The sequence below is a fragment of the Acinetobacter sp. C13 genome (genome assembly GCF_016809775.1).
In the GTDB taxonomy this organism is placed as follows: domain Bacteria; phylum Pseudomonadota; class Gammaproteobacteria; order Pseudomonadales; family Moraxellaceae; genus Acinetobacter; species Acinetobacter pittii.
Map to the genome: position 1 here is coordinate 88,354 of NZ_JAFBJL010000002.1, position 12,718 is coordinate 101,071.

Annotated in this window: 9 protein-coding genes; 5 read left to right on the top strand and 4 right to left on the bottom strand. The window is 38.4% G+C overall.

All coding sequences use genetic code 11. The features are described 5' to 3' along the window. Positions 1–162 precede the first annotated feature (162 nt). The 4 genes from xerA (at position 163) to gyrA (ending at position 6,299) form a co-directional block, all read left to right on the top strand. On the top strand, positions 163–1,050 hold the full coding sequence (gene xerA / locus JGE69_RS05685; RefSeq protein ID WP_199113258.1) for a site-specific tyrosine recombinase/integron integrase: 888 nt from the start codon (positions 163–165) through the stop codon (positions 1,048–1,050). A 468-nt stretch (positions 1,051–1,518) separates the two neighbouring features. Continuing rightward, entirely contained in the window at positions 1,519–2,268 is a 750-nt protein-coding gene (locus JGE69_RS05690; RefSeq protein WP_002118903.1) for an electron transfer flavoprotein subunit beta/FixA family protein, read from the top strand. A gap of 17 nt (positions 2,269–2,285) precedes the next feature. Then, a complete protein-coding gene (locus JGE69_RS05695) occupies positions 2,286–3,218 on the top strand; it encodes an electron transfer flavoprotein subunit alpha/FixB family protein (RefSeq protein WP_002118921.1) in 933 nt (310 codons plus the stop codon). A gap of 366 nt (positions 3,219–3,584) precedes the next feature. Next, positions 3,585–6,299 carry a DNA gyrase subunit A gene (gene gyrA, locus JGE69_RS05700; protein WP_069140866.1) on the top strand — a complete coding sequence of 905 codons (2,715 nt, stop codon included), beginning with the start codon at positions 3,585–3,587 and terminating at the stop codon, positions 6,297–6,299. 44 nt (positions 6,300–6,343) lie between these two features. Here the strand turns inward: gyrA and JGE69_RS05705 are convergent, their stop codons facing one another. From JGE69_RS05705 to JGE69_RS05720, 4 genes are read right to left on the bottom strand one after another with little or no spacing between them, the layout of a single operon-like run. Further along, positions 6,344–7,441, bottom strand: coding sequence for an ABC transporter permease (locus JGE69_RS05705; RefSeq protein WP_199113141.1), 1,098 nt, complete (start codon positions 7,439–7,441; stop codon positions 6,344–6,346). Next, complete coding sequence (locus JGE69_RS05710; RefSeq protein ID WP_199113139.1) at positions 7,438–8,568, bottom strand: ABC transporter permease; 1,131 nt, start codon at positions 8,566–8,568, stop codon at positions 7,438–7,440. Before JGE69_RS05710 ends, JGE69_RS05705 begins: the two co-directional genes overlap by 4 nt. Before the next feature lie 3 nt (positions 8,569–8,571). Continuing rightward, positions 8,572–9,693: an HlyD family secretion protein gene (locus JGE69_RS05715; RefSeq protein WP_199113137.1), complete on the bottom strand. Its 1,122-nt coding sequence runs from the start codon at positions 9,691–9,693 to the stop codon at positions 8,572–8,574. Between the two features lie 12 nt (positions 9,694–9,705). Further along, on the bottom strand, positions 9,706–11,193 hold the full coding sequence (locus tag JGE69_RS05720) for a TolC family protein (protein WP_104079181.1): 1,488 nt from the start codon (positions 11,191–11,193) through the stop codon (positions 9,706–9,708). Positions 11,194–11,578: 385 nt separating this feature from the next. On the opposite strand from JGE69_RS05720, the gene serC reads away from it, so the two are divergent. Then, positions 11,579–12,658, top strand: coding sequence for a 3-phosphoserine/phosphohydroxythreonine transaminase (gene serC / locus JGE69_RS05725; protein WP_017385810.1), 1,080 nt, complete (start codon positions 11,579–11,581; stop codon positions 12,656–12,658). Positions 12,659–12,718 lie beyond the last annotated feature (60 nt).

The window sequence follows — 12,718 nt, forward strand, 5'->3', positions numbered from 1 at the left end:
GGCATGGTCCAATGAATACTTGGTTTAAATTGTAATATATAAATTAGATCAGCATTAGGTTGTGCGATATCAAATTTTCATGATCACATAGTTTTTGGTACACTCAAAAAAATGAACAAATAAATGGAGAGCAATTTGGATTTTGCATTACAACTGCTCTCAATGTGGTTAAAAGAAAGAAAAATACAGAATCAATCTGAGCACACGATTACTGCTTATGAACGAGATGTTAAAAGCTTTCTTGAGTTCTGCGAGCACAAACAACTAGATTTGAGAAATATTGAAGCTTCAGATTTAAGAGAGTATTTAGCGCAGCGTGTCGAACAGGACCAGTTAAGTTCAAGTAGCATGCAACGTCATCTCACCTCAATTCGTCAATTTATGAAGTGGGCTGAACAAGGTAAATATCTAGAAATTAATCCTACCGACGATTTTAAGTTAAAACGCCAACCTAGACCTTTGCCCGGCATGATCGACATAGAAACGGTTAATCAAATTTTAGATCAACCTATGCCGGAAAAACCAATTGATCAGCAATTGTGGTTAAGAGATAAAGCGATGCTCGAGTTACTTTACTCAAGTGGTTTACGTTTAGCTGAATTGCAGGGTTTAACAGTTAAGGATGTAGATTTTAATCGCCAACTTGTTCGTATTACAGGTAAAGGAAATAAAACACGTATAGTACCATTTGGGAAAAAAGCAAAAGAAAGCCTATTGAACTGGTTGAAAGTTTATACAATTTGGAAAGGACATTTTGATCAAAATGATTCTGTCTTTATTTCCTTACGAGGAGGGGCGCTCACTCCAAGGCAAATTGAAAAACGAGTGAAGCTTCAGGCACAAAGAGCAGGTGTAAATGTTGATTTACACCCACATTTACTCAGACATTGTTTTGCTAGCCATATGCTATCGAGTAGCGGTGACTTGCGTTCAGTACAAGAAATGCTAGGCCATAGTAATTTATCTACAACACAAATTTATACCCATATTGATTTCGATCATTTGGCTCAAGTGTATGATCAAGCCCATCCAAGGGCACATAAAAGCTAAAAGCTAAAAGTTAAAAAATAGACTCAATCAAAGATAATTAAATTGAGATGTTTTAGGTGAATGTAGAGATCATTTGTATTTTTTTACAAATTTGTTTAAGAGAAATAAGGGAAACTACCCAATTGACAATTTTGATCTTTGAGTATTTTGTGGACGACTGGGTCTAAAAAACCTTGAATTGAAGGCTTTAAAAAGTAATCTTATGTTTCTAGCTAATATGCTAAATAAGATAAAAAGATAATAAAAATCAATATATAAAATAGAGTGTAAAAAGAATAAAATAGATCCTAATAGCAGTTTAAAAATTTTTTATGAACTGAGCATTTCATCTTTTTTATAGCAGTAGCGGAAATTGTGACTTGACCGAAATGCCAAACACATTGCAAGATAGGGTACCTAAAAAATTTTAATTGAAGAGTTAATATACTTTTCTCAACATTTACTTTTGCTAGAACAGCCGAGGATTACATGAAGGCTCTTGTTGCTGTAAAACGCGTGGTTGATGCCAACGTTAAAGTTCGTGTTAAGCCGGACAATAGTGGGGTTGACCTTACCAACGTAAAAATGTCAATTAACCCATTTTGTGAAATCGCAGTGGAAGAAGCGGTTCGCTTAAAAGAAAAAGGAACAGTATCAGAAATCGTTGTTGTTTCTGTTGGTCCTAAAGAAGCTCAAGAACAAATCCGTTCTGCAATGGCTCTAGGCGCAGACCGTGGTATTTTGGTTGAAACTACTGATGAAATTGGCGCTTTAGAAGTTGCTAAAATTTTAAAAGGTGTTGTTGAAGCTGAAAAACCAGAACTTATCCTTCTTGGTAAACAGGCAATTGATGATGACTCTAACCAAGTAGGTCAAATGCTTGGTGCATTATTAGGTGCTGGTCAAGGTACATTCGCTTCTGAAGTGAAAGTTGATGGCGGTAAAGTACAAGTGACTCGTGAAGTTGACGGTGGTTTACAAACTGTTGAACTTACACTTCCTGCAATCATCACGACTGACTTGCGTTTGAACGAGCCACGTTATGCAGCATTGCCTAACATCATGAAAGCTCGTAAGAAGCCACTTGATACAAAATCTCCTGCGGATTATGGCGTTACAGCTGGTACTAAGCTTAAAACTGTTAAAGTTGAAGCTCCAGCAGAACGTAAAGCTGGCGTACAAGTGAAATCTGTAGATGAGCTTGTTGAAAAATTGAAAAATGAAGCGAAAGTGATCTAATACGGAAGGATAAAATCATGAGTATTTTAGTTATCGCTGACCACAACAACCAAGTACTTAACGGTGCTACTTTAAACGTTGTTGCTGCAGCACAAAAAATCGGTGGTGATATTACTGTATTAGTTGCTGGTTCTGGTGCTCAAGCAGTTGCTGATGCTGCTGCTAAAGTTGCTGGTGTAAGCAAAGTTTTACTTGCTGACAACGCTGCTTATGCAAACCAATTAGCTGAAAACGTAGCTGGCTTAGTTGCTGACTTGGCTAAAGGTTACAAATATGTTTTAGCTGCTTCTACAACGACTGGTAAGAACATTCTTCCACGTGTTGCTGCTCTTCTTGATGTAAGCATGATCACAGATATCATTTCTGTTGAATCTGCGAACACATTCAAGCGTCCTATCTACGCTGGTAACGCGATTGCAACTGTTCAATCTGACGAAGCAATCATTGTGGGTACTGTTCGTGGTACAGCATTTGATCCAGTAGCTGCGGAAGGCGGTTCAGCTGCTGTTGAAACAGTTGGCGAAGTAAAAGATGCGGGTATTTCTCACTTCGTATCTGAAGAAATCGTTAAGCTTGATCGTCCAGAATTAACTGCGGCTCGCATCGTAGTTTCTGGTGGTCGTGGTGTAGGTTCTGGTGAGAACTACCATAAAGTACTTGATCCATTAGCTGACAAGCTTGGTGCAGCACAAGGTGCTTCACGTGCAGCAGTTGATGCGGGCTTTGTACCTAACGATTTCCAAGTTGGTCAAACTGGTAAAATCGTTGCGCCTGAGCTTTATGTTGCTGTAGGTATTTCTGGTGCGATCCAGCATTTAGCTGGTATGAAAGATTCTAAAGTTATTGTTGCAATCAACAAAGACGAAGAAGCGCCAATCAACAGTGTTGCTGACTACTGGTTAGTTGGTGATTTGAACACTGTAGTACCAGAATTGGTATCTAAACTTTAATCTTTACTGATTAAAGCTAAAAAACCCTTAGTTTTTACTAGGGGTTTTTTTATTATGGATAGTGTCCTGAAATGTATAACTGAGACTTTTATTTCATTTGAGGTTTGATTTTTATAGAATAAAAATCACATAGTTTTATTAAGAATAGAACATGCTCGTTATAGCGATATGATAAGAATAATATGCAATTAAATTATACAAATATCACCAGATTAGCAGTGTAGATTCCGCACATTACAAAGTGCTTTTATGCTATAGTATACAGCTATATTTTTTTCGATTTTAGTTCAGTTTCCGGAACTAAATTTTTTGCAAGATCAAGACATATAAGCAGATGGAAATTTCTATCTGTAAGAAGGAGTATGCATGAGCGTATCGGAAATCCGACCGATTGCCATTGAGGACGAACTCAAGCATTCATATTTAGATTACGCGATGAGTGTAATCGTATCTCGTGCATTGCCGGATGTGAGAGACGGTCTGAAACCTGTTCACCGTCGTGTGCTTTATGCCATGCACGAATTGGGCAATGACTATAACAAAGCCTACAAGAAATCTGCGCGTGTTGTTGGGGACGTAATCGGTAAATATCACCCTCATGGTGACTCAGCTGTTTATGAAACCATTGTACGTATGGCTCAGGACTTTAGCTTACGTTATTTATTGGTAGATGGTCAGGGTAACTTCGGTTCGATTGATGGTGATAGCGCAGCTGCGATGCGTTATACCGAAGTCCGTATGACCAAGCTTGCACACGAGCTTCTTGCAGATCTAGAAAAAGACACGGTTGACTGGGAAGATAACTACGACGGATCTGAGCGTATTCCAGAAGTACTTCCGACACGTGTTCCTAACTTGTTAATTAATGGCGCTGCTGGTATTGCCGTAGGTATGGCAACCAACATGGCACCGCATAACATGACAGAAGTTGTGAATGCGTGCTTAGCCTATGCTGACAATCCGAATATCTCGATTGAAGGATTGATGGAATACATTACGGGTCCTGACTTTCCTACAGGCGGTATTATTTACGGTAAATCAGGTATTGTTGATGCCTACCGTACAGGTAAAGGCCGCTTACACATTCGTGGTAAGTACCATTTCGAAGAAGACGAAAAGACAGGCCGTACAACGATCGTCTTTACTGAAATTCCATATCAAGTAAACAAAGCAAGAGTTATTGAACGTATTGCTGAGTTAGTGAAAGAGAAAAAACTTGAAGGTATTTCAGAACTTCGTGATGAGTCTGACAAAGAAGGTATGCGTATTGCAATTGACTTAAAGCGCGGTGAAAACGCTGAAGTCGTTGTAAATAACTTATTCTTAAATACCCAACTTGAGAATTCATTCAGCATCAATATGGTTTGTCTTGATAACGGACAACCAAAATTGATGAATCTGAAAGATATTATTGCGGCATTTATCCGTCACCGCCAAGAAGTTGTGACACGCCGTACCATGTTCGAACTGCGTAAAGCACGTGAACGTGGTCATATCTTAGAAGGCTTAACCGTTGCTTTAGCCAATATCGATGAAATTATCGAGACGATTAAAACTTCTGCTAACCCTGCTGAAGCGCGTGAGCGTTTACTTGCAGGTGAGTGGGCAGGTGGTGGTGTCGTTTCATTACTTGAAAAAGCTGGCGCAATTTCTGTTCGTCCAGATGAAATCGAAGGTGAAGATCCAAATCGTCCGTTTGGTTTAACTGAATCGATTTACCGTTTATCACCAACACAAGTAGGCGCAATTTTAGAATTACGTTTACACCGTTTAACAGGTCTTGAACAAGACAAATTACATGCAGAATATACTGAAATTTTAGGTCAAATCGCTGAACTTACTGCGATTTTGAATGATTTCAATTTATTGATGGCTGTAATTCGCGAAGAGTTGGCACTGGTACTACAACAGTATGGTGATGGACGTCGCACTGAAATTATTGAATCACGTATTGATTTTAGCCGTGAAGATTTAATTCCTGAAGAGCAAGTTGTATTAACGGTTTCACAAACAGGTTATGCAAAAACTCAACCACTTTCAGATTATCAGGCTCAGCGCCGTGGTGGTCGTGGTAAGTCGGCAACTTCAATGAAAGATGATGACTTTATTCAACATCTCATTGTAGCTTCAAACCATGCGACTGTGCTGTGCTTTACCAACGTAGGTAAAGTATATCGTCTTCGTGTGTTTGAAGTGCCTCAAGCATCACGTGGTGCAAAAGGCCGTCCGATTGTGAACTTGTTACCTTTAGATGCGAATGAAACAGTAACAGCTATCTTGCCGTTAACTGAGTTCCCAGAAAACCATTACGTATTTATGGCGACAGCGTCAGGTACGGTTAAACGTGTTGATTTAGAGCAATTCGCTAATATCCGTTCAAATGGTTTACGCGCAATTGAGCTCAATGAAGAAGATACCTTAATTGGTGTTGCGATTACTGATGGTAATCAGCAAATCATGTTGTTCTCGAACGAAGGTAAGGCAATCCGTTTTGCTGAGACTGACGTACGTGCAATGGGCCGTACTGCGAAAGGTGTTCGTGGTATGCGCGTGAGCTTTGCAAGCAGTACTTTAAGTGAAGAAGATGCAGATGTTGAAAATGATGAATCAGATGACAATGACGATTCAGCAGATTCAAATTTAGTAAGCCGTATCGTATCGCTTGTAGTTGTACCTGAAACAGGTGAAGTACTGTGTGCAAGTGCCAATGGTTATGGTAAGCGTACTCCAGTAAATGACTTCCCGACCAAGAAACGTGGCGGTAAAGGTGTAATTGCGATTAAGACGAGCGAACGTAACGGTGAGCTTGTTGGTGCAGTGTCTATTGACGAAACCAAAGAATTGTTACTTATTTCTGATGGCGGTACGTTAGTTCGTACCCGTGCAGCAGAGGTTGCAATGACTGGTCGTAATGCACAAGGTGTACGTCTGATTCGTTTAAGCGAAGAAGAAACTCTAGTGGGCGTTGTGTCTATTGAAGCTGTTGAAGATGAAGAAGAGTTTCTCGAAGGCGAAGTAGATACTACCGAGACTGATAACGAAGAAGCTGTATCAAATAATGAAGATGCTTCTGAAGACTAAGTAAAACTTTAATAAAAAAGGGAGCATAAGCTTCCTTTTTTATTTTATAAAGAAGATTTTTTAACAAGCCGATAATAAGATAAACTCACCAATATTAATCCAAGGGTCCCAAGAAAAATCAGCTTTGGTACAACCGTGGCTAATGAAACACCCATCTGATTAAGTTGCACAAACATTTGTACCGCATGTGTTGAGGGTAAACACCATGCAAACCATTGTAACCATTCAGGCATGGCTTGATGAGGCCAAGCGGCTCCAGTTAGTAAGAATAAAGGTACTGAGCTAAATACAATAATATGTCCAGCACGTTCTGGCATATCTAAAAGTGAACCGATCAACATGCCTAGTCCAATCACACAACTAATAAAAATAGGAACAGCAACTAGTAAACCAGTGAAGTTTCCACCGTGGGGGTAGTCATTAAACCACAAGGTAAAACCAAAAAGATAAAAACAGCCCAAACAACCAATAGTAAATATACTTGCAAAAATTCCAGCAAAACGAACAGCTGTAATTTTTTGGTGTTGCTCACGGTAGCTTGCAATCAGCATCGCTAAACCTAAGACAATAGTTTGATGGATAATTAAAGAGGCAACAGCCGGAAAAATATAACTTCCATAGCCTGAAAGGGGGTTAAATAAAGGCACTTGATGAATAGAAAGCGCTGGCTGGAAATGCGTGCGTTGTCCGAATTTTTCAATATATTCTTTTAATGTGGCTTCGATGGATGTAGCTAAGCCTAAACCAATTTCTTTAGTTTTTAAAAAGTTGGTAGTACTTAAATATAAGCCAATTCCGCCTGTTTCTCCGCGGCGTAGGCTCTGTGTTAAGTTATTGGGTAAAAGCAAAATACCATCTGCTTTTTGTTCACGAACCATTTGTTCTGCTTGTAAAAAATTGCTGGTAACTGTAACGATATGAACATGGGGACTATTTGCACTTTGACCGATTAATTGAGAAGTTAAGAGACTTTGTTCTTCATCAACAATGACAATAGGAATAGATTCTGCCCGCTCAGCTTTATAGGCGGTAGGGTAAAAAAAACTATAAAGAATGACCGATAAAATTAGCGTTGTGAAAACTGAGCTATTACTTACAATGTCTTTAAATGTTTGCCCATAAGCCTTAAAGAACTCTTTCATTCTGTTGCCCCTCGAACTAATTTTTTAAGCAATAGACAACTTAAAAAGAAGTAAATCAGGCAATAACCAATGAGTATTAAAAAAGGAATCATTGAAATGAAAACTGGACTGCCGATCACCCATTGTTCGGTTTGAAGCTTGGCATAAGGGGTATAAGGAATAATGAGTGACCAAAATTTGGTAAAAATAGGGGCATTATTTAAAGGTAGCGTAACGCCTGCGAAACTTAAAGAAGACCCACCATATACCGCGATAAAGCCAAAAGTTTTACTTAAATTTTTGGTTGCAAGAATGACGGTGCTGCTAATCAAAGCGTAGGCAAAATAAAGTAGAAACTGTGCGCATAGCAATAAACTAAGAGAACCTGCTACGAACCAGCCCCGGATTTCGACTAGCCAAAACATCCATACCCATGTCCATGCACAAAATATAAGGCTATAAAGCAGATTTTTGGCCAATAAGCCTTGAATAAAACTTTCTCGGTTTACCCATGCTGTTAATGTGCCACGTTTAAGTTCTTGTCCAATAGCAAAGGCAACACAGCAACACAGCAATAAGTGCAATACAGCAGGAACCATGAAGGGTTCTAAATAAAACTCATAGCTCATGCTTGGATTATAAAGCGTTGAGATTTTGACATGAGCTGTAGGAACATCTAAATAGGGAATACTATTTACAAGATAACTTTGACCAGCATAGTCTGCTAAAGCATTGAGGGTACTGATCAGCATTGCTGAAGAAATCGTATTTCCGACACTAAAAAAAGACTGGTTAAATGCAATGCTGATTTGAGCATCTTGTGCTTTCACAAAGCGTTTTTCAGCGCCGTCTGGAATGAAAACATAGCCCCATATTTTGGTTTCATTGAGTAGTTGTTCAGCCTCAGCAGAGCTTGCCGTAATAGTTTTAATGTCTACTGTATGATTCAACGAAAGATACTTTTCAATATTATGGCTGAGTTCACTTTGATCCTGATCAATAATGGCAATTGGTAAGTGTTCAGCTTTACCTGCGTAAAACATGCTGCTAAACATGAAAATGATAAAAGCAGGGATAAGTGTCACCATACACAAATCCCATTTATTGCTTTTTAGATAGTTTAGTTCCCGTAATATACTGGCAAACATGCTTTATTTTTCTTCTTTAATTTTAAATAGAACGCTCATGCCAACCTTTAAATCTTTGACAGGACGTTCAGGTACCAGATGTAATTTAAAGCTACGTATATCATAGCCCCCAGTTTGGCGAGTCGTTTTTATAGTGGCAAATTCACCTTCCGCATCAATATTCTTAATTTTAAAATTCACGTTCTGATTAAGAGCGGGAATGAATCCTTCAAGGGTTTTATTTTTATAAACAGAGGCATATTGATTTTCACCGACGTTTAAACTCACCCATAAATCATCATCTTCTAAAATGCTGACAACAGGGACACCCATAGCGACTAATTCAGAAGGTTTACCATAAGTTTTTGAAACGGTACCTGAAATTGGAGAGAGTAAGCGTGTCTCTTCCTCTAAAGCTTTTGCTTCAGCTACCGCAGCTTTTGCAATTTCAACCTGTGCATCTGCTGTAGATTTTTGCTGGCTAGTGCTTCCACGTTTTGCACGAGCATATTGTTGATAAGAGGCTTCACTTAGCTCTTGAGCAGAGGTCTGTGCTGCGAGCATTTCATCTCGTCTTTGACGCGAAATTACCCCTTGTCTATATAAATTTTCCCCACGTTGGTAAGTGGTTTTTGCAAGGTTTGCTTGTGCTTTGGTGCTTTGCCAGTTGGCATAAAGAGTATCAATATTTTCTTGTTGCGAACCGCGATCGACCGTAGATTGAAATGCTAAAGCCGATTGTAAAGTAGCTAAAGCTTGTTGCTTTTTAGCTTCTATTTCAGGGCTAACCAAACGAACAAGTGGCTGGCCTTTGGAAATTTTCTGGCCTTCTTGTACATAAATTTCTTCAATACGACTTGGGACTTTTGTACTTACGTGAATAGTTTCAGCTTCAACACGGCCTTGTAGTTCAATAGGTTTCGGTTGATAGCTTTTCCACAAACCAAAAATAATTAAACCTAATAAGGCAATGATGATCAGGCCAATAATCAGTTTAATTTTGGAATTTTTAGGTGGATTGGCGTCATTTTTATTTGTGTTTGATTCTTGATGGTCACTAACTTGATCATCTTTATGAACTTGGTTGGTTTCTGCTGTATCCGCAACTGGAGCATCTTGTTCTGAATGAGCTGAGTCTTGATTCATTTTATACTCCCCTTAACGAATATAGTCGGTATGTGGTTGATTAACGTAAGCTTTAAACTGGTCAATTGAGCCATGACTTTGCAGTAAAGTTGCAAGTGATATGACATATTTATAAGCATTTAAAGCCATTTCAGTTTTTAACGCACTTAATGCATTTTGCGCATCAATCACTTGGGTTGCTGTACCCATTCCTTCGCGGAAAGAAAGTTCTTGAATACGTAGGTTCTCTTGAGCGGCATTTACGTTTCTTTGTAAAAGCTGATGACTTTGCTGAGCAGAGTTGAGCTCGTTATATGATTTATTCAAAAGAGCTTCGATCTCTTGTTTAGTTCGTTCAGTCATGAGTTCAGAAGCGTAACGCTTTAATTCAGCGGCATGAATATTCTTATTTTTATCTACCCCAGAGAATAGGTTGTATTTTGCCATTACACCGACAATCCAGTTTTCATTTTCATCAAGCGCATATTCACCAAATGCAAATAGACTTGGTTTTTTTGCTGCTTGTTGAGCTTGAATATTGACGTTAGCCAGTTGAGTATCCATCTGCATTTTTTGTACAAGGCTAGATTTTTGTGAATAACTGGTTAAAAGCGATTCTAGAGACTGGCTTGGGGTATTATTTACAAATAATGGTGTACTTAAATCGACATTATTTTGTTGATGTAAAAGATTATTAAGGCTAAAGCGGCTAGCGTTTAAGTTGGCTTGAGTATTTTGTAAAGTACGTTCCGCATTATTACGCGCGACTTCAAACTGCATGCGTTGCCCTTTACTAATAAATCCTTGTTGTTCCAGCTTTAGGGCATTGCTGTAATGTTTTTGCATTGCATTAAAGTTAAATAAGCTACTTGCGACCAGTTGCTGCTGTAATTGCACATTAAAGTAACTTTGTACCACTTCAAATCGCTGTATATCTTGTTGTTGTTGGCTTGAAAGCTCAGAGCGCTGTGCTTGTATATTAGCTATTTTTTTTGCGCTGCTGGTTAAGCCTCCTGTATAGAGTGGCATTACGACTGAAATGGAAGGGCGTACGACCTGATCTTCTATGGTCAGATTCGCATAATCGGGAAAGCGATTTATACCATCATGTATGGTTTGGTTTGCGCCTTCTTGAACTTGTCCCAGCACATCTGATGGAATGACATTGTTCCACTGTGAAAGTTTATCGTTGAGTCCTTGGCTCAAATCATTCTCAAGTTTTTGTTTAAAAGAGCCAAGAGGTACGTCTGTTTCACTATGAAAAGCGTAGGCTCTGACATTCAAATCAACTCTAGGTAAACCGAGGCCCTTTACTGCTTCAGCTTCTAATTGAGATGCTTGCTGTAATGCTTGGTTGGCTTGAGTACTATATGAACTTTTCAAAGCTTGTTGTTCTGCTTCAGCATAACTTAAGCTTCCGGCATATAAATGATTAGTGAAAAAAAAGCCTAAAGCCAAAGCAAGATGTTTTGGTTTAAATGAAAAGGGAAAAATAGAATGTCTATATCGATGTGTTGGCATTTTAAATAACAATTTTTGGCATCCCTTATAGTTTAAATTTCTTGTTATTAAATTCAATTATCATCTTGTTTATTATACATTTGTATAAAAACATGGTGGTTTTTAGCTCCTTTAATTATTGAATTTACTAAGCCAATATTTTTGTAATAGCTATCAAGGTATGTGAAATTATAATCACAAGTCAAGTTGATCTTTTTGCTTAAAAATTTTTTTAAATGGGGAAGCTGATTATTAAAACTAAAGAAATAACGACAACAATAATTGAAAAAATAAAGCTAAATACAGTCCAGCATTGAAATATTTACTTGAGAAGCTGCTGCAAGCTTAAGCAATCTGTGGTTAAATGCCATTTTTATTGTGTTTGACTTTATACAAGGGAAAAATCATGCGCGCGTACAATTTCTGTGCTGGTCCTGCTGCATTACCTACTGCCGTTTTAGAAAAAGCTCAACAAGAATTGTTGGATTGGCAAGGTAAAGGTCTATCCATCATGGAAATGAGTCACCGTAGTGCTGACTATGTTGCTGTGGCTGAAAAAGCTGAAGCAGATTTACGCAAGTTAATGAATATTCCAGAAAACTATAAAGTACTGTTTTTACAAGGCGGTGCGTCATTACAATTTTCTGCTATTCCTTTAAACCTTTTAGGTAAGAACAGTAAAGCCGATTATATTCACACCGGCATCTGGTCTGAAAAAGCGTTAAAAGAAGCAAAACGTTATGGCGATATTAATGTTGTAGAAGCTGGCATTAAAGTAGATGGCAAGTTCGCAATTTCTGAACAAAGCGAATGGAATTTATCTGACAATGCAGCATACGTACATTATGCGGATAATGAAACGATTGGCGGCTTACAGTTCGCAGGAATTCCTGATGTAAAAGCGCCACTTGTTTGTGACTATTCATCAAGTATTTTATCTGCTCCATTAGATGTGACCAAGTTTGGTTTAATCTATGCTGGCGCACAGAAAAATATTGGTCCTGCTGGTTTAACAATTGTCATTATTCGTGATGACTTACTTGATCAGGCTAAACCAGAAATTCCAAGTATTTTAAAATATGGCGACCAAGCCAAAAATGGTTCTATGGTAAACACACCATCGACTTACGCTTGGTACTTGTCTGGTTTGGTATTTGAATGGTTGCTAGAGCAGGGTGGGGTAGAGGCTATTCATAAAGTGAACCTTGAAAAAGCTCAGTTGTTATATGGTTATATCGACTCAAGCGATTTCTACAATAACCCGATCGCAATTCCAAACCGTTCAATTATGAATGTACCGTTTACCTTGGCAGATGAAGCTTTAGAAAAGCAATTCTTAAAAGAAGCGGAAGCTAATCACTTGTTGAATTTAGCTGGCCACCGTTCTGTCGGCGGTATGCGTGCAAGTATTTATAATGCCGTACCATTAGAAGGCGTACAGGCTTTAATCAACTTTATGGATGATTTTGCAAAGCGTAATGGTTAAGCAAATCAAATAAATAAAGCCCTCATTTGAGGGCTTTATTTATTGAATAAGTTATAAATT

Coding starts and splice junctions, on each gene's coding strand:
- JGE69_RS05715 (WP_199113137.1), bottom strand. CDS start 9,693: ATGAATCAAGACTCAGCTCATTCAGAACAAGATGCTCCAGTTGCGGAT.
- gyrA (WP_069140866.1), top strand. CDS start 3,585: ATGAGCGTATCGGAAATCCGACCGATTGCCATTGAGGACGAACTCAAG.
- JGE69_RS05695 (WP_002118921.1), top strand. CDS start 2,286: ATGAGTATTTTAGTTATCGCTGACCACAACAACCAAGTACTTAACGGT.
- JGE69_RS05705 (WP_199113141.1), bottom strand. CDS start 7,441: ATGAAAGAGTTCTTTAAGGCTTATGGGCAAACATTTAAAGACATTGTA.
- JGE69_RS05690 (WP_002118903.1), top strand. CDS start 1,519: ATGAAGGCTCTTGTTGCTGTAAAACGCGTGGTTGATGCCAACGTTAAA.
- serC (WP_017385810.1), top strand. CDS start 11,579: ATGCGCGCGTACAATTTCTGTGCTGGTCCTGCTGCATTACCTACTGCC.
- JGE69_RS05710 (WP_199113139.1), bottom strand. CDS start 8,568: ATGTTTGCCAGTATATTACGGGAACTAAACTATCTAAAAAGCAATAAA.
- JGE69_RS05720 (WP_104079181.1), bottom strand. CDS start 11,193: ATGCCAACACATCGATATAGACATTCTATTTTTCCCTTTTCATTTAAA.
- xerA (WP_199113258.1), top strand. CDS start 163: ATGTGGTTAAAAGAAAGAAAAATACAGAATCAATCTGAGCACACGATT.